This is a genomic window from Mycoavidus sp. B2-EB (assembly GCF_014218255.1).
In the GTDB taxonomy this organism is placed as follows: Bacteria; Pseudomonadota; Gammaproteobacteria; order Burkholderiales; family Burkholderiaceae; genus Mycoavidus.
In genome coordinates this window covers 215,391-232,741 of record NZ_AP021872.1, presented here as the reverse complement: position 1 = coordinate 232,741, position 17,351 = coordinate 215,391, and the positions used below count along the sequence as shown (strand labels likewise).

Genomic DNA, 17,351 nt, shown 5'->3' with positions numbered 1-17,351 from the left:
TTACAGAGCGTGCATCACGCCAATTTACCGTGACATTGCTTGTATTTTTTGCCACTCCCACAAGGGCATGGACTATTACGCCCGACTTTAGGTGCTATTTCACGTAGCGGCGAGTGGCTGGAAGGCGCATCCTGCTCCAACTCAGAGATGGATTGATTAACAATTGCTCCAGCAAACTCAGCATGTTGAAAATGCATAGTATCGTGCTGAGCGGCTTTTTCCTCAAACTGCTCAGTCGCTTGTTCAAGCTGCTCAACGGATTGAATCCGCACATTCATAACAATCCGTATCGCCTCTAGCTTGATTGCATCAAGTAACTGTGCAAAAAGCTCAAAAGCTTCACGTTTATATTCTTGTTTGGGGTTTTTCTGCGCATAACCTCGCAGATGAATGCCTTGCCGCAAATGGTCTAATGCTGCCAGATGCTCGCGCCAGCGCGCATCAAGCGTTTGCAGCATAATCGAGCGTTCAAATCCGTTAAACGCCTCACGCCCGATCTGCGCCACCTTGTTTTGATAGGATTGATGCGCCACCGTCAATACATACTGCAAAATATCTGCATCAGTCACCACATCAGCGTCCTGAACCGCCTGCTCAAAATTGAGCGCAAGCTGCCAATCATCGTGCAAAACTTGCGCCAGGCCTGGCAAATCCCACTGTTCTTCAATACTACCTGGCGCTACAAAAGTATGAACTAGCACACTAAACACGCTCTCGCTCATGGCCGCGATCGTCTCTGAAATATCGGTCGCTTCGAGCAATTCATTGCGCTGCTGGTAAATCACACGGCGTTGATCGTTGGCAACATCATCGTATTCCAGTAATTGCTTGCGCACATCAAAATTACGTGCCTCAACCCGGCGCTGCGCTGACTCAATCGAGCGTGTGACAATGCTCGCCTCAATCGCCTCGCCATCGGGCATTTTAAGGCGCTCCATAATCGCGCGTACACGATCACCGGCGAAGATACGCAATAATGGATCTTCGAGCGAGAGATAAAAGCGCGAAGAGCCAGGGTCACCCTGCCGCCCGGCTCGACCACGTAATTGATTATCGATGCGGCGCGCTTCATGCCGCTCAGTGCCGATAATATGCAAACCACCCGCCACTTTAACTCCATCATGCAAAGCCTGCCATTCATCATGCAAATGCTGAATCCGGCGCGCTTTTTCATCAGCAGCTAAGGTTTCATTCGCCTCAATAAAACTCGCTTGCTTCTCAACATTCCCCCCCAATACAATGTCCGTCCCCCGGCCAGCCATATTCGTGGCAATCGTCACCATTTTAGGACGACCTGCTTGCGCGATGATTTCCGCCTCGCGCGCATGCTGCTTAGCATTAAGGACTTGGTGCGGCAACTTCGCGTGCGTCAATAGCGACGCCAACAGCTCCGAGCTTTCAATTGAGGTAGTACCCACCAATACGGGTTGCCCGCGCTCATAGCAAGCACGAATATCCGCGATCACCGCTGCATAGCGTTCTCGCGCACTTTTATAAATTTGATCCTGATAGTCAGTCCGCTGGCTAGCTCGGTTGGTCGGGATCACGACGGTTTCAAGCCCATAAATTTGCTGAAATTCGTGCGCTTCCGTATCCGCCGTCCCAGTCATCCCAGCCAGGGTGGAATACATCCGAAAATAATTCTGAAAAGTGATAGACGCAAGCGTTTGATTTTCGTGTTGAATATGTACGCCTTCTTTTGCCTCAACCGCTTGATGCAGACCATCCGACCAACGACGGCCGGCCATTAAGCGCCCCGTGAATTCGTCCACAATCATCACTTCAGCATTTTGCACGACGTAATGCTGATCGCGGTAAAATAACGTATGCGCCCGCAACGCAGCATAAACATGATGCATTAACGTAATGTTTTGCGGCGCATATAAACTTTCCCCAGCACCAATCAACCCCCATTGCGCCAACAAATTTTCGGCTTTCTCATGACCGAGTTCAGTCAAAAAGACTTGACGCGCTTTTTCATCAAGGGTGTAATCACCTGGCTTTTCAACCCCACTCCCGTCTGCCTTTTCCTCACCAATTTGGCGCTCAAGCAGCGGCGGCAGCGCATTCATCCTTAGATATAATTCCGTATGATCTTCCGCTTGCCCTGAAATAATCAGCGGCGTACGCGCTTCATCAATGAGAATTGAATCCACTTCATCAACAATCGCGAAATTCAGTTCACGTTGCACGCGCGCGCCAACTTCGTACACCATGTTATCGCGCAAATAATCAAAACCGAATTCATTATTCGTGCCATAAGTAATATCGGCCGCATACGCCTCGCGTTTAGCCTCAGGCTCCATCTGTGACAAATTAACACCGACTGACAAACCCAGAAAACGGTACAGGCGTCCCATCCACTCAGCATCACGCTGCGCCAGATAATCATTGACCGTCACCACATGAACACCGCGGTCAGCTAGTGCATTGAGATAAGCAGCCAGGGTTGCCACCAGCGTTTTACCTTCGCCGGTGCGCATCTCAGCAATCTTGCCATGATGCAACGCCATGCCGCCGATAAGCTGCGTATCGAAGTGGCGCATTTTAAGCGCACGCCGGCTCGCTTCGCGGCACACCGCAAAGGCTTCTGGCAAAAGCTGCTCGAGCGATTCGCCAGCCGCGACCCGTTGTTTAAAGAGTGCCGTGCACGCTTGCAACTGTTCGTCAGTGAGTTTCTCGAACTGCGCCTCAAGCGCATTGATCGCAACGACAGTTTTTTGGTATTGCTTAAGCAACCGCTGGTTACGGCTGCCAAAAATCTTTTTGAGAAGTCCTGCAATCATCGCTTATAAGGTTATAACTGCTAACGTTATTGAATAAAGAGTAGAGTTTATCATGCTACTCTGCCCTGTAATACAGGGAAAACATAGCGCTAACGTATAACTTGAACTCAAGGGCTGGCGCGCATTAGTCTAGTGTATGTGTGTGCGTGCGTACAGACAGAAAGCCAAACCGTAGAATGGAGTTTTGTAAGTTCGAACACGCAGACAGCCCCCATTTTGCTTTTTGCTTGATGCTAATGCCGATCTCACAAAATATTTTTACGCTTACTCCCACGTACTATGTGGAAACGCTCAATAATTTATTTTTGGATAGGGAGATCGTACCGTGTTCCAGGAAAAACAATGTCCAGATTTCCCTTCACAACCTGCAGGCCAAATATTGCTGGCATGAAAAAGTTAACTGTTTTTTTTAAAACAAAGGGAGGCATTCGAATATTGAGTTTCGATGTTTCTACAGCTACCCTCCAATCTGTCAAGGAACCTGTAGGACCACAAATATAGCCGAAATTAACTCCTTGACCATCAAGTGCGCCTTTAAGCTCATACAGAAAACTTTCTTCGTCTCCCTTTCCAACATTGCAAGATTGTAATTTGAGAATACCTACCTCATTCAACCCAGCGCTCTTAAGAGCGTATGCCAATTCTTCCGCCGACATATCTGAGAAAGACTCCTCATTACCATGACCATGTATATCCAAACGGTCAGCTAGCTTTACCTTTTGTAGCCAACCCTCCTCAGGAAAAATAGGAGTGCCAAATTCATTTTTATATAAAATTCCACTTTTATTTATAGCGCGAACATGACTCGGGTTTATCATAATAAACCTATCAAAATAAAAACAATTTTCCTTTGGAATTTGATGGTCTATCGCTTGAGCTCTAGCGTTACACCGGATTGTGAAATCTTCCTCCGTAGAAAGTACATACCTCTTTTGAGCATCCGGTTTTTTTATAATTTGCGGAGATTCTTGACTGCCTCTTCCAATTTTATTTCTGAACCCAGCCAAATTCCCTAGCGAAAAGAATTTCGATCGGAACCCAACCTTGCTTTCTTGAAAGTGTGGCTCGTCAGAAACAGCAGCAGATGGAATGAGCCGAATTTCTTCACAAGAAAAAGAATTTCTCATAGACTTCTCACCGTTTATTAGGTACTGAGATATAAAAATCTTCTCTTATAAAGAAACGCCTCATGCAAGAACTCGCGAAATACACATGTACCTAGCGAACACAAAATATATCTAGGTTGATGTAAGATCAAGACAATTATGAGCTCTCAAAATTTTACAAAATCGTCCCGCCCGCCCAATGCATCATCCGTCGTCAAACTGCTTGAACGCAATGAAACCTTCGCCCAGCTACGTGCCGGCATCAAACAAATCGCAGCCCTGGAACATGACTTAGCCAGCGTTTTACCAGATTATCTAGCACCCAATATTTCCGTTGGGCCAATCAAAAATGGCACACTCTCCCTGCTCACTGCACATAATGCGCTCGCAGCACGTTTACGCCATCTAGAGCCCCGTTTATTGCAAACATTACAAGAACGCGGCTGGCTAGTAGATGCAATTAAAATCCGCGTGCAATCACCTCACACAAAACCCATCTTCACAGCCAAAGAAGCGCATCTATCGAAGACGGGCTTGACTTGTTTGCAGGACTTACACCAAAAAATCTCCCCTTCGCCGCTACAAACCGCCATAGCGCAGATGATTGAGCGTCAAACAAAAATTTCTCAAGAAAAAATATAAAAAAACAATACTCTTATAAGTAATATTAATACCTAATTTTTCTCATTTTTTAAGATCATTCTTATATGAGTAGAGAGTGAAACGTTGCATCATGTCCAGCACAAAACAATCTTGCATTTATTTTCTGTTTACGCCAAACCACTCACTGTTAAAGTATGAATCAACTGCAAGCCATGCGCGTCTTCCTGCAAGTTACCGAAAGCGGCAGCTTCGGGCGAGCAGCCACCCAACTTAAATTGTCCAATGCAGTCATCACGCGTTATGTAGCGCTGCTCGAAGCACATTTAAATACTCAACTATTACAGCGGACAACCCGCTGTCTATCGTTAACTGAAGCAGGGCGCGCTTACGCAGATGGATGTCGCCATATCCTGGCACAAGTTGAAGCAATCGAAGCCAACGCGACACAAATGTCAAGCGTGCCTTGTGGGACTTTAAAGATTTTCGCGTCAGCCGCCCTCTCACTGGCTAATTTAACCCCCTTGCTTAGCACGTATCGCACACGCTACCCAAAGGTAAAATTACAACTCACGCTAGGGCACCGGCCGGTAGATTTAATCGAAAACGGCTTTGACGCCAGCCTTGTCGCTACGGGCTCAATCACCAGTACGAGCATGACTCAACACCCCCTGCTCACGATTGAATCAGCCCTTGTAGCGGCTCCGAGCTACCTTGCTCAGCACGGCGGTACGCCCCATTCTCTCAATGCACTCACACAGCATACCTTTGCCGGACCTACGCAACGTACCTCCAGCCCCACTTGGACCTTTGTCAGCTCTCGCGAAAGCCGTCAAATAGCCATTGAACCTGCTTATTTAGTCAATGATTTAGCGAAATTACGCGAAGCTGCGCTCGCCGGCATTGGTATCGCAATCTTACCGCAGACCATGGTAGATAAAGATTTAGCAAAGGGTAAGTTAAAAAGGATTCTGCCTGAATATAGCGTACCGGAGGCAAACGAACAAATTTCGCTGGTCTACTCAAGCCAACGCCATTTACCGGCTAAGACACGAGCATTTGTCGAGCTCGCAACGCAGCTTTTAGCAAGTGATACTTCACATACAAGATAAAAACGCGGAGCTGCGCACCCCGCTCCTTCGCGCCAACCCATCCTACTGGTCCTTCCCTTCGAGATTGGCCATCCGCACCCTAGCCGTAGCATTATCGATATGCGCTATGGCAGCTCGCCGCGCGGCATCTGGATCAGCCCGCGCAATCGCTTCTATAATCGCTCGATGCTCCGCGTGTAAGGAAAAATCCATGCGACTAACCTGAGTTGTACGAGTCGCTTTAATCGATGTATAAATAAAACGGTTCAGAAAATCTAACAAAGATGCATAAAGCGCATTGCCCGTGGCTAAGGCAATCATTTTGTGCAGCCCAAAATCTTCGTCAACAGCGACATCGCCCTTTTTTGCCGCTCCATCAATGGCTGCCAGCGCCTGTTTGATTTGCACCAATTGCTCAGGTGTGCAGCGCTGTGCTGCAAGTGCTGCAGCCTCCCCCTCAATGCTACGCCGCAATTCAAATACCTGAAATACAGTTTGCAATGAATCTGTTGTGCCGACATCAATCCTAAACGCAGTCGCTGCGCCTGGCTGCAAAACCACTGTACCTAAGCCCTGGCGCGCCTCAACTAAACCGTCTGATTTTAAACGTGAAATGGCCTCTCGGATAACGGTACGGCTTACGCCAAAACGTTTGGCCATGATATGTTCTGTTAGCCGTGAATCAGGGCGTAACTCTTGGCTTCTTATTTTTTGAGCTAGTACCTGAGTTACGCGATCAGCTAACGTACCTACCGAAGCAATCCGAAAAGTATGTGCATCCTTAAAATCCTGTGGCCCCGCCATATTAAATCTTTCCTCGCTATCAATTTTGAAGATTGCCTCTCTTGACCTAATCTAATTTACCCATTCACCTCTTATCCAAAACGAACATAATATTTGATTAACCGAATTATTACCACCAATTTATATTCAATTCCATTTTTAATATTATTAAATTATTATTTTCAATAATTTACCCTCTTCAGTAGCACATAAATTAATCGCAAATTAAAATATCGTTGCTTTTGCAAGCTCGCAAACACAGCGCTCGCCGGACCGATTACAACAAGGATAAATTGGATAACAATATTTACTCAGCTGGCCAAATCTCATTATGAACACTGATGTATTGCTTTACCTCATATCCTCGGTATTTTTACCGTTACCTTATTCACCATTTATATTTAATATAATTTTTTAAGAGTAAATACCAATAAGCCTAGCAAGAAATAAAATTTGACAGCCCATTAAAATCTGCTAAAAATAAAAACCAAGCATTTTTAATTTTCGAAATACTCTATTTTTTTCTTAAATATCTTATAACTCTTACCGGAGTCCATCATGCAAATTCGACATTATTCTCAAACCGCTCAATCCCCCCCAAGCTAATCGTCTAGAGGTGTCTCAAACGGACCACCATCGCATCAATTCCGACACAAACATAGATCACACAACAGCCAGCAGGTCTACCCAGCAACTCAACCGTTAGAACAAACAAAAAGTAGCCTTTTTAACCACTTATCCTCAATCTCGCACTTGCAAAGAACATGATTGAATTAAGCGCTAAATTACAAAACACTCAAGCACAATCTCAAGAAATTGAAAACATTAAGTCTACTGAGGCTGAAATTTTGGAACAAGTTGCAGAGATTGATGAGCTTCGCGAGATATGCCGAACAATAGGGAGAATAGTAGTGCTAAAGCGCCAGAAAGAGAGTAGCCAAGCCATCCCAATTGGACGGGAAATTTCCGATGAACAATTAGCGGACTTTCTGTGGCCAGACCGACTAGTGGAAACACTACGACTACGGTCATCAGCAAGCACAGGATGGGACTGGGGGCCATTGGATGAATCGCAACAATCATCAGACAGCCCGCAGGGATCACCTGCCCAGCCAATAATTATGTATGATTGCCTGAATTTCCCCTGCAATTTAAAAGATGATGAAATGTTTTGTGCGATATTGTTCTCAGGTGTTGATCCGTATCACGCATTACCTCATTAAAAAATGTTAAGCTACTGCAAATGTGGAATAAATGATTGTGCAATAAAAGTTGACTAACTTTTAAAGTCCGTTAGAACTGGAACGAGAAATTTTATTGAGTAGCACTTGATTGAACAAATAATTTGAATGGTTTATTTGAATTTTTAAAGCTTTATCGCTGGTTTATGATTTCCTGATGGAAGCAAGATTTTTCTTTGTGACAAGGGTAAAAAATGAACATTAGTAATTCTCCACGGTTAACGACTTTATTAAACTCAACATCTTCATTAAGCTCGATATCTTCATTAGATTCATCAACTTCATCGTCCCCTTCACCAACCTCGAACACTCCATCTGCTTCAACAAATTTGCTATTGGATAGTCATTTAATTTTGCCTACGCTTTCTTTTCAAGGGATGCTAGGAACAGAAAGCGACACGGAAGAAATGTCATTATCCAATCAGCAGATAGGGGGTACGGAGCATAAGACCGAAGAATTGGAGCAAACAACAAATAAGGGCTTTAGCTATTTATCGTCAATCAGAGAGAACATCAGTAGAATAACAGCGCAACTGCCCAGGCTGGAGCCGAGAGATTGGGGCTTGTCGCTTTCAGTCTGCGTGATTGCTGTGTTGTATCAGATCTATACGGCAAGAACGCTAGAGAGGAAATATGAGATTGAATTTGAGCAGATGCTGAATCACTTGCTAAAACAGGCAGAGCAGGCGATGAATTCGCCTATGGAAAAGGACGATCTCATTTTTGCCAAAATGGATTCGATGAAGAATCAATTTGATCGAATAGCAGAACATCTGAATCAACCAGGGCAGCAGGGATTATATCTGGCGTTTTGTGCCTTAATGCTGTCGCTCAGCGGGATGGCCGTTTTATGGAGAAAAATGAATGGGATGCAAGCGGCACAGTTCCAAAAATCAAAAGAAGATCTAAACAACAGGACTCATTTGGAAAGTAGTTTTAACGAAAGCATAAATCAATTGCAGAGCGCTCTGTCTAAACAAATTGATGGGGTAAATTCAAAAATCAAGGAGGTACAAAATGACCTTGCTAAAGCTGACGATAGAATTTCTCGCATTGAAAATAAGCCTCCTCAACCAAACTCTGACTTAGAAACAGCCCAAGCCGCTCAACTTAATCAACAAGCTACAGAAATTGCAGCAACAGCGGCAAAGATCGATAATCTTCGAGAGCTATGCCAAATGATAGGAAATGTAGTGCAAGATTTGATAAAGCACCTGCAGGAGCGTAGCCAAGTTAATTCAATTTCACAGGAAATAACTAATAAACAATTAGTTGGCCCGCAGTGGCCAGATCAACCATTAGGATGGCCAAGATCGGATTGGGGGCCATGGAACGGATCGCAACAATCATCAGACAGCCCGAGATCTCCGAGCGAACTAATCCCCCCCTTACTCGAGCGAACTCAAGAGCTAGAAACTCAAGTATCTAGACTAACTAGAGTAGAAGGAAATCAGGTAAGCGAAAGTGAAAATCCTGCCAGGCCGACAAATATTTCATTGAGCAGAGCCTATAATGAAACACAGAATATAGCTTCTTTTCAGGCGACACAAAGTGGTACCCCATCCTTAGAAACTGAAGACGAACAAAATAATCTAACCAATATAGCAGAAGGGACTCAGAATTTGGATGGCGTAGAATCTAGAATAGAAAGTGACGGGCAATCTCTTCCAACTTCACCGGAGATCGACGACCCATCATCACCAATAATAATAACCCTTAGCCTTCTAAAAGCCGCTTATTCCCAAGGCCGAAGCCCAAGCGAAGAGAGCTCATGGACTTCATCTCCAGGATCACGGAGCGGATCACCACCACTAACCAATCCAAACGAGTGCCCCCAGCAATGAGGACACTAAATTAAAGGATAAGTAATGCCCCCTCTGGGAGAGTATTTAGTGCAAAGAAGCTTGCTGTATTATGCCTGCATCAAAAGAGGGGGTAGCCCGAATTGGAAGATAAAACGATACAAGTTAACCACTTTTTTGGACGAATTGCCTTAATTGATACGTAAATAAAGTACGGAGGAAATTTGATAGAGACAAAGTGAGTTTCAAATTTCCTAAATAAACATTAATGATTTATATAAAAAATCGCGATCGATAGATTTACATTAAAAATCCAATCCCATACTTTTTACCTTATTTTCAGAAAAAGATCTTTTCAATTTCCAATTAGATTAGGCTTAAGCCTTCAAAAAAACCAGTACAAACGAAGAGAGGACAAAATTCAATTTTGAATTAAACAATAAATCAGTGTATGATGAGGGAAATTGAGAATCTGCTAATATTTGAAATAAATAGGAAAGCTATGTTACCAAATTTTCAAGACAATTTTTTTGATAGTTATTCGTTTTCGGAAAATTTCAGTGCTTATTACGCTGCTTTCTCACACAATAGTGATGATTGCGGTAGTCTTTTTATCACTTAACAACTTCCAATCAATTCAAGCCCACCCAACCAGGACTTAATCGCATTAGTCAAAAATCTCCGCTTCTTTATTAAAACTTCTTATATTTTCAAAACTTTTTCTTCTTGCTGGAGCCGATAATGCAAATTCCATCCTCTGTTACATCTCTATTTTCCTCTTGGCTTCCTAACTTTTGGGATACGGAAACAAAAGCCCAAAATAAACAAGTGCCAGATTTATGCGATCTTCATTTAAACCAAGTTTTGCAGCTTTATAAGGATGAAGGGTTCTGCGCTAGGACGGGAAATGAGAATTCGCCCCCTCGCTTTATTAGAGAGCTAGAGAAAAACTCTTGGCAACCACAGCAACAGGCAAGCAGTTTTTTGAATCATATAGGTTCGATGACAACAGAGGTGAATCGAATTTCTGCGCGGGTTGATCAGTTAAATCCAGAGGTTATACAGGTAGTACTAGCTTTATGTACAGTCCTTTCCGCCTATGCTTTTATTGCAATTAGCTGTGCTTCTAGGAAGCCGGCAACCTTAAAGAAAGAGCACCAAGAATCAATAGACCTTTTACTCGAGCGAGTGCAAACACTAGAAAATCAGGTAAACGAAATTAAAAGTCTCGCCAGATCGACAAGTAATTCATCAATAAATGTCTTTGATGAAGCTGAAAATATAATTTCTCCTCAAATTACACAAAATGACGCCACACTCCCAGAAACTGAAGACGGGCAAACTAATTTGGCTGATATAGATTCCGAAAGGACCGGAGCCACAGTTGGAGAAACCCTCAACGAGGGTAATGACGAGCTAATGAGTAGATCTATAAATCTGAACGACCTAAGAAGGGCTTACAAATCGTCACGGATTCGAAGCACAAGCCAGGGAAGTAATTCTTCTTTAGCAAGTAATTCTTCTTTCATAAGCAATCCATAACTTACAATTACCCACAACTTTGAGCGAGTTCAAAACCTAGCTGTATATCGATGAGTTTTCGCACTCCCCTCCAGATAACGGTGTTGCCTGGAGGAGGATCGTTAGCGCGGGTCATATAGTCGCCAATGTGAGAGGCTTGGCATTTGAGGTTTTCGCAGTATCTTAACCGATTTGATCAAGCCACTCTGCATTTCAGAAGGCGTGGCGTAAACTCGGCCAATAACTTGGAATCTCCCCCCGTCACCCAGAAAGATCCTTTAAATGTATTCACAGCCTGGTGCCTATTTCCCGTTGTTCCGCCACACAAAATCATCTTAATCAAAATACATAAAATCAGTGACTCTGTTGCTTGGCTCGTTCAGCCAACTAGCAATTTCACCACGCTTAACACCTTCTAAGTATTTCGGCTCTCCATCAGGGTCGTTAGAACTAAAACTATACCACCCTTCTTGATTTCCCTTATTCTTGCTCGGAAAATTTTGATCGTTGTCACTATAATAACGCACACCTTGAATTTGAGCAGAGTTCGAAGAATGACTTTCTTTAGACCTCCACACTGAAACCATTAGCCTATTAACAGAAACTTCATCGCTAATGCTGGCCCCCCTAATTTCAAAATTCTTCTCAGGGATCTGAATACCCTTTTGCGGAAGACCTTCGGGATGATAGTTCAATGCATATGTAGATGCATAAACCCCTAGCAGTATCATGCCATAATTGAATGCAGTGTTTATAGCCTTTGCTTCGTCTTGCAGGTATTTATTAACCACATCTTGCCCGGCATTCTCACCAGGCTGACTCAACTTGCCCAAGAATCTTTTCTTTAAAGCTTCCTCTAAATAAATTTCTTTCGATACAATTTTCTCTAAAATAATTTTTCTTACCTTTAAAGCATCAGGGTTTTCTTTTAGAATCTTTTCATTTTCATCTATATAATCTTGAACTAATTCTTTTACATCTTTTTTTTCAGCCTTATTTTTCCCATTTTCTCTGTACGCGCCGCCTAATATGCTCGCAATTTCTATTAATGATAAGGTCTCTCTGTCCGTAACATGACTTCCTTCGAAATCAAAAAGTTTTTCAAAAACTGAACGATAATGAATATCTTCAAACTTAGCGTGAGGATCCCTAATACTCCTTTTACGCTTAGACTTACTACCCGCCGCCGCACTTACTTCAGTGGACGTCGAATTTTCTAGGACTATTTCAGCCCCGTCTACAGGAACACTCCTTGATCCATCTCCAGACGCTGTCTCTATAGATGAGGTATCAATATTAGCATGATCAGATGAGACACCGTTTTCAGACGGTCTGCTATTCCCGCCCCCTGCCGCTACAGATGAGGTATTAACATGCCTCGATGAGACATTGTTTTCAGACGGTCCGCCATCCCCGCCCCCACACGCAACCACAGTCAGAACAGCCATCATTACAAAAATGCATGATTTCATCTATTTCCCCGTTAATTCTAGCTCTTAGCCAATCTTCATTTTATAGCGAACTAGTCAAATTTTAATAACTGTTAAAAAAATACAAAACACTATTTTGCTATATTCGGTCCATTCTTATTCTAAAGCTATCGATATGACTTATGCCCATTCTATCCTAGAAATCTCTCGGTAGAGTTTCTCAAAATCAAACAATTTTATACGTTTACCTTCAAACGTGGACTTGCCCCTCTCCATCCAACTCCAACATCGCAATCCTCAACACCTCAGCCACCGGCTCAAACAATTTATCAGGGATATAATCCCCAATCTTAGTATCCGCCATCAATTGTCGCGCAAGCGCAACATTCGCCACTACCGGCACTTTATAAATCTGCGCCAATTCAAGCACTTGTAATGCCTTACGCCCTTCGCCTTTTTCGGTGACGATTGGCAGTGGCGTTTCACCTTGCTTGTAGTATATACATATTGCAAGATGTGTAGGATTTTTAATCACGGCACTGGCTCGTTCAACGCGGCCAGACATATCGCTGTCTTGCATTTCTTCATGCAATTGACGAATGTGCCCTTTAATGTGTGGGTTGCCTTCTGTATCCTTAAACTCGTGTTTAATGTCTTCCTTGCTCATGCGCAATTGCTTGATGAGCTGGTAGCGCTCAAATAAATAGTCAGTGATCGCAAATATTATATAGAAAGCTAGCACACAGCCAATCAGCCAGCTACATAACTTAGCTACGACTGGAATTGCGCAGTGCACACCGCATTCTGGCAAATAAATTAAAGATTTACCATAGCGGCCTAAGATATAAGCGAAAACAGAACCCAGCAGGATAATCTTAAATATCGTGCGGAGTAAGGTATAAAGTTTTTTCAGCGAGAAAAGATTTTTTAAATTTTGCAGAATGCTAATTGAGCTAAGCTTAGGTTTGAGTTTTTTTGGCGCAAAGAGAAAACCCGTTTGCGCAAGCCCTGTTATGATGGTAACCAGGAGCAATACCGCTGCCAATGAACCGGTAAAGCGCACTAATACTTGTATACACGCTAGAAAAATTCTTAACAGCGCTTGCTCAAACGGCAATGCCATGTATTGAATTGCCTGACCAAAATTATCTTGCAGCGCAGCAATCAACTTCGGCCCTTCTAGCCAAAACCAGAGCGCGGCTATTAGCAATTGCATCCCTTGGATAATTTCGACGCTTTTTGCAACCTGCCCTTCTTCACGCGCGTCTTTGAGTTTCTTGGGGGTGGGCTGTTCGGTTTTTTCGGCCATTTTATGCAGCCTTGGTTGCGCTGAGTTCCAACAATCGACGCACGATTAGCCAAATTTCGTCAAATCGATCCAAATAATGGCCAAGCCCTAAACGCAGTCCAAAAATCAATGCTAAACAGGCAAAAATGGATTTGATTGGCATCGCAATAAAAAATACGTCGAGTTGACCAGCGGTGCGGTTAATCAAGCCAAACGAGAAATCAACCAACAGCATCAAGGCCACGGCCGGTAGCGCAAAGCTAACGCCTAATTCAAGCACAAGACGCCATTGGTGGATCATAAAAAAAGCGGTGTCTTGATTCATTAACAGCGCTTGCCCAAGCGGCAATTTACTATAGGATTGATAAATCGTTGCCAGCAGTAGATTAAAGCCGCCTCCCACAAAAAATAGCGCCGCTAATAATTGTACGAAAAGGAGCGAGAATAATGAAACTTCTTCGCCTAGCGCTGGGTTTAAAATTTCAGCTAACCCAGCGCCGCGTGCAGTGTCGATAAACTCGCCCGCAACAGCCACCGCCCAGAATGGGATCGCCGCTAAAAGCCCAATATATAGGCCCGCTGAAAATTCGCTTAACATCATGCCGGCAAAAGCAAAGCCCTCTGGCGGCGCAGCGCTGTGCGCCCAGGCAAGAGCGATAGGCACGGCAGGTAAAGCGATTAACAACGCAAGTGCGTTTCTGATTAATACGCCACCTAACATGCGAGGGCTAGTGACAGAAAGCAACGCCATGACGCCAAGCGGGCGCATCATGCAGAGCGCCAGCATTTTTAATAGGGGCGCCCAGGCGGCCCAGGCCGTCATATTCAACGCCTCATATCAGACAGTTGTTGAAACACCATATCGCTATAATTCAGTAAAGTGAGGCCAATCCAGCGATACGTCACGAGCAAAGTCAGCGCGGCCGTGAGCAACTTAAAAATAAATTGCACGGTTTGATCTTGTAATTGAGTCAGGGTTTGCATTAAGCTCACCGCTAGACTAACCAGCGCTACAGCAACCACAATAGGCAATGCAAGCAATAAGACGACCCAAAGTAGCTGCGTCGTCATATGGATCAGGATGGAGTCACTCATGAGTAAGAAAGCATTAATTGTGACAAGAGTTTCTCCCAGCCCCCCATGAGTACGAATAACAGGAGCTTGAAAGGTAAGGCAATGGTGAGCGGTGACACCATCATCATGCCGAGGGAAAGCAAAAGGATTGAAACGATCAGGTCAATCGCGAGAAAGGGAAGAAAAATCAGCAAACCCATTTTAAACGCTTCAATCAATTGACCAATCGCAAACGCTGGCATCAGGACTAATAAAGAATTGACATCGAGCCGCTCCTTATATTGCTCCGGCCAAGTGCGCTGTCCAATATCAACAAAGAAATGCGTTTGCCGCGGTGGCGTATGGCGTTTTAGAAACGCCCGATATGGGGCGAGCACGCTCTCATCGATTTGGCTCACTGATTCAGGCGAGCTAAATTCCACGGGATGGGCTTTGAGCGCATCGCTGACCTGTAAACCGACAGGCGTCATCACATAGGCCGTCAGCACGAGCGAAATCGCATAAAGTGCAATATTTGGCGGCACATGCTGAATGCCAAGTGCATTGCGCAAAAGCGCCAGCACAATCGAAATTTTTAAGAACGAGGTGCCAAGCACAACCAATAAAGGCAAAATCGACAGCAGGAAAAGAAAAACGATCAGTTGCAGCGGGTGATCGAGCAAACTCATCTTGTTTCTTCCGGCGCAAGTAGGCGAGTAATTTTGGCGCCCAGGCGCTCGCCAATGCGCACTAGGCTCGCCGTCGCAATTAAACGGCCTTGAGTGCGAATGCCAATTTCCGGTGTGGTTTTCAAATCGGCTTCCAGTACATCTCCCTCTTTGAGCTGAGAAAGCGCTGCAAGTGACACTGTCATCTGTCCAATTTCAAAAACTAGGGTCAGCGGTAAACTTGCAGCAACCTTTCCGAGGGTGAGATTATCTTCAGCTACGGGCTGAACCTCTTCTGCGAGAGGGGCGTGCGCCGCGACTTCAGGAGTGTCAGTCATAAAATGATTTTCTTCGCCTAATGGCTCCATAATGCGCTCAATTTGAATATGATTTTCATCCAACCGACATATTTGCACTAACAGCCGGTCCAATACCAATAACAGGCTAGCGTTTTTAAGCGGAGCTTGCCAGCTAGCCATAACGACATCACCTACTTTTAATGCAGTCAGTTGGGCGACAGATAAATGCGCAAAAGCCGCACAAGCTGAGATGACGGTGTGCTGTTCCGTCGGCTGATGCGGACTGGCGGTCATACATTTTGCCAAGGCGCTCAACCAGGTTAATGGAAATGCATCGAGATGCAGATCAAGCCAACGAAGATCTTTAGAAGAGACCAAAGACAAAACCATGTCGGCCGCATATTCTCGCTGATCAGATCGAGCAGGAGGCGATGCTGGTGCGCCCAGCGCTTTAATCGATGGCGGCACTAGCCCATGCTGTACACACCAATCTAGCCACGGCGCTAAGGTCCAGGCCGCCGCGGCTTCGCGCAAACCCTCATCGAGCACTGAAAAATCTGGCGTGGGTAGAATCGGCTCCAGCCATTCCAGCAACGCTACTTCATCAAACCAAATCCAGACTGATTGGCCGTTAAGCGATAATTCAAGCGGCAACATCGTGCGTTGCGCAGGGTTCGAAGCTTGTGCGCGTTGGGTCAATTGGAGCGAAAGTCCCTCTGTTTCACTTTGCCGCCCGCTACCAATCGCTTGCTGCAAATGCGCGTCTGCGACAGTCCACTCCGGCGCTTCAAAAAAGGCTTGCTCAGTCATACAGACGCTCAATTAATATGCTCTCAAGTGAGTAGAGTGAAGACATCTGCTGCTCAAGTTTATGCCGCATCCCTTTCAGCGCTTCAAATTGTTGAGGATTAGCTGCGCGCAGTGTCATTTTGAGACGGCCTTGGAGTTGGGCAACCCGCATTTCAACGCCAGCAAGCATCCCTGAATGCACCGTAACATGCAATGAACTGCCTGCGTTTTGTATCTTGATTGCAGCAAGCATAAAGATGCTCTCCGCTAACGCACGCAGGGTTGCCGGGGCTAGGCTCCGGCTATGAACGGTTTTAAGTGTGCCGCCAAAGGTGTCCAATGGCGACGGGAGCGACGACGGCACCCCCAGCGCTTCTGAGGTTCGCTTTTTTTTGAGCAAATCCGCGAACCGCTGCATCTGTTCTTGTGATGGCGTTGGTTGTGGCGAGTCTGACTGGGACTCTCTACTGCCTGCATCGTGGCGGTTATCTGTCGTTAAAATTTGCATTATCTTGGTTGTTTTTCAATGAGCTTTAATTTCTCCTGCTTCGCAATACATTGCCGAAGCAGGATATTGTGTTCCTTAAGTTGTTGCTGCAAATCCTCTATTTGCGCACCGAGCTGCTGGCTCTCTTGCTCAAAATTCAAAGCTGTAAGATTGTAATGGCTCAGCTCTTGCAATAATTCCTCTACTCCATCTGACCGGCGCACTGAGCTTTGCGCACTCAGTGCTTGCCATTGCTGCATGACTTGCAAGCGTTGCTCATCGAGTTTTGCGCGAGCGGTTTTTAATTCACTCACTTGCGCTTCAACCTGGTGTATTGCAATTCGTAAACGTTCTTCTCGGCGGCGCTTAACCGCGATTAATTTTGACCACATAACATAGGGTCTCTA

At 44.9% G+C, this 17,351-nt stretch carries 15 protein-coding genes and 2 pseudogenes; 5 read left to right on the top strand and 12 right to left on the bottom strand.

Annotated features, from left to right (window positions below):
• Nucleotides 1–14 precede the first annotated feature (14 nt).
• The 3 genes and pseudogenes from MPB2EB_RS08595 to MPB2EB_RS00980 all read right to left on the bottom strand — a co-directional run.
• A pseudogene (locus tag MPB2EB_RS08595) lies at nt 15–95 on the bottom strand (SEC-C metal-binding domain-containing protein); the annotation flags it as partial.
• Between the two features lie 116 nt (nt 96–211).
• Nucleotides 212–2,786, bottom strand: a pseudogene (gene secA, locus MPB2EB_RS00985) (preprotein translocase subunit SecA); the annotation flags it as partial.
• A gap of 299 nt (nt 2,787–3,085) precedes the next feature.
• On the bottom strand, nt 3,086–3,913 hold the full coding sequence (locus MPB2EB_RS00980) for a hypothetical protein (protein WP_185182032.1): 828 nt from the start codon (nt 3,911–3,913) through the stop codon (nt 3,086–3,088).
• A 138-nt stretch (nt 3,914–4,051) separates the two neighbouring features.
• Between MPB2EB_RS00980 and MPB2EB_RS00975 the strand changes: the two genes are divergently transcribed.
• Both MPB2EB_RS00975 and MPB2EB_RS00970 read left to right on the top strand, forming a co-directional pair.
• A complete protein-coding gene (locus tag MPB2EB_RS00975) occupies nt 4,052–4,534 on the top strand; it encodes a DUF721 domain-containing protein (protein WP_185182031.1) in 483 nt (160 codons plus the stop codon).
• Nucleotides 4,535–4,689: 155 nt separating this feature from the next.
• Complete coding sequence (locus tag MPB2EB_RS00970) at nt 4,690–5,604, top strand: LysR family transcriptional regulator (protein ID WP_185182030.1); 915 nt, start codon at nt 4,690–4,692, stop codon at nt 5,602–5,604.
• A gap of 42 nt (nt 5,605–5,646) precedes the next feature.
• On the opposite strand, the gene MPB2EB_RS00965 is transcribed toward MPB2EB_RS00970, so the two are convergent.
• On the bottom strand, nt 5,647–6,387 hold the full coding sequence (locus MPB2EB_RS00965) for a FadR/GntR family transcriptional regulator (RefSeq protein WP_185182029.1): 741 nt from the start codon (nt 6,385–6,387) through the stop codon (nt 5,647–5,649).
• Between the two features lie 743 nt (nt 6,388–7,130).
• On the opposite strand from MPB2EB_RS00965, the gene MPB2EB_RS00960 reads away from it, so the two are divergent.
• The 3 genes from MPB2EB_RS00960 to MPB2EB_RS00950 all read left to right on the top strand — a co-directional run bounded on the left by MPB2EB_RS00960 (nt 7,131) and on the right by MPB2EB_RS00950 (nt 10,951).
• Nucleotides 7,131–7,589: a hypothetical protein gene (locus MPB2EB_RS00960; RefSeq protein WP_185182028.1), complete on the top strand. Its 459-nt coding sequence runs from the start codon at nt 7,131–7,133 to the stop codon at nt 7,587–7,589.
• Between the two features lie 212 nt (nt 7,590–7,801).
• Nucleotides 7,802–9,451, top strand: coding sequence for a hypothetical protein (locus MPB2EB_RS00955; RefSeq protein ID WP_185182027.1), 1,650 nt, complete (start codon nt 7,802–7,804; stop codon nt 9,449–9,451).
• Nucleotides 9,452–10,150: 699 nt separating this feature from the next.
• On the top strand, nt 10,151–10,951 hold the full coding sequence (locus tag MPB2EB_RS00950) for a hypothetical protein (RefSeq protein WP_185182026.1): 801 nt from the start codon (nt 10,151–10,153) through the stop codon (nt 10,949–10,951).
• Between the two features lie 314 nt (nt 10,952–11,265).
• Here the strand turns inward: MPB2EB_RS00950 and MPB2EB_RS00945 are convergent, their stop codons facing one another.
• The 8 genes from MPB2EB_RS00945 to MPB2EB_RS00910 all read right to left on the bottom strand — a co-directional run bounded on the left by MPB2EB_RS00945 (nt 11,266) and on the right by MPB2EB_RS00910 (nt 17,336).
• The gene (locus MPB2EB_RS00945) at nt 11,266–12,402 is read right to left on the bottom strand and encodes a hypothetical protein (protein WP_185182025.1); all 1,137 of its coding nucleotides are present in this window, start codon (nt 12,400–12,402) and stop codon (nt 11,266–11,268) included.
• A gap of 208 nt (nt 12,403–12,610) precedes the next feature.
• The gene (locus tag MPB2EB_RS00940; protein WP_185182024.1) at nt 12,611–13,669 is read right to left on the bottom strand and encodes an EscU/YscU/HrcU family type III secretion system export apparatus switch protein; all 1,059 of its coding nucleotides are present in this window, start codon (nt 13,667–13,669) and stop codon (nt 12,611–12,613) included.
• Nucleotide 13,670: 1 nt separating this feature from the next.
• Nucleotides 13,671–14,471 (bottom strand): type III secretion system export apparatus subunit SctT, encoded by an 801-nt coding sequence (gene sctT, locus MPB2EB_RS00935; RefSeq protein ID WP_185182023.1) that lies wholly within the window; start codon nt 14,469–14,471, stop codon nt 13,671–13,673.
• A 2-nt stretch (nt 14,472–14,473) separates the two neighbouring features.
• On the bottom strand, nt 14,474–14,743 hold the full coding sequence (gene sctS, locus MPB2EB_RS00930) for a type III secretion system export apparatus subunit SctS (RefSeq protein ID WP_185182022.1): 270 nt from the start codon (nt 14,741–14,743) through the stop codon (nt 14,474–14,476).
• Nucleotides 14,740–15,390: a type III secretion system export apparatus subunit SctR gene (gene sctR / locus MPB2EB_RS00925; protein ID WP_185182021.1), complete on the bottom strand. Its 651-nt coding sequence runs from the start codon at nt 15,388–15,390 to the stop codon at nt 14,740–14,742. Before sctR ends, sctS begins: the two co-directional genes overlap by 4 nt.
• Nucleotides 15,387–16,478, bottom strand: a complete 1,092-nt coding sequence (locus MPB2EB_RS00920; protein ID WP_185182020.1) for a FliM/FliN family flagellar motor switch protein — start codon at nt 16,476–16,478, stop codon at nt 15,387–15,389. Before MPB2EB_RS00920 ends, sctR begins: the two co-directional genes overlap by 4 nt.
• On the bottom strand, nt 16,471–16,965 hold the full coding sequence (locus MPB2EB_RS00915) for a hypothetical protein (protein ID WP_185182019.1): 495 nt from the start codon (nt 16,963–16,965) through the stop codon (nt 16,471–16,473). The genes MPB2EB_RS00920 and MPB2EB_RS00915 overlap by 8 nt, the downstream gene beginning before the upstream one ends.
• Nucleotides 16,965–17,336: a hypothetical protein gene (locus MPB2EB_RS00910; protein ID WP_185182018.1), complete on the bottom strand. Its 372-nt coding sequence runs from the start codon at nt 17,334–17,336 to the stop codon at nt 16,965–16,967. The genes MPB2EB_RS00915 and MPB2EB_RS00910 overlap by 1 nt, the downstream gene beginning before the upstream one ends.
• Nucleotides 17,337–17,351: the final 15 nt, after the last annotated feature.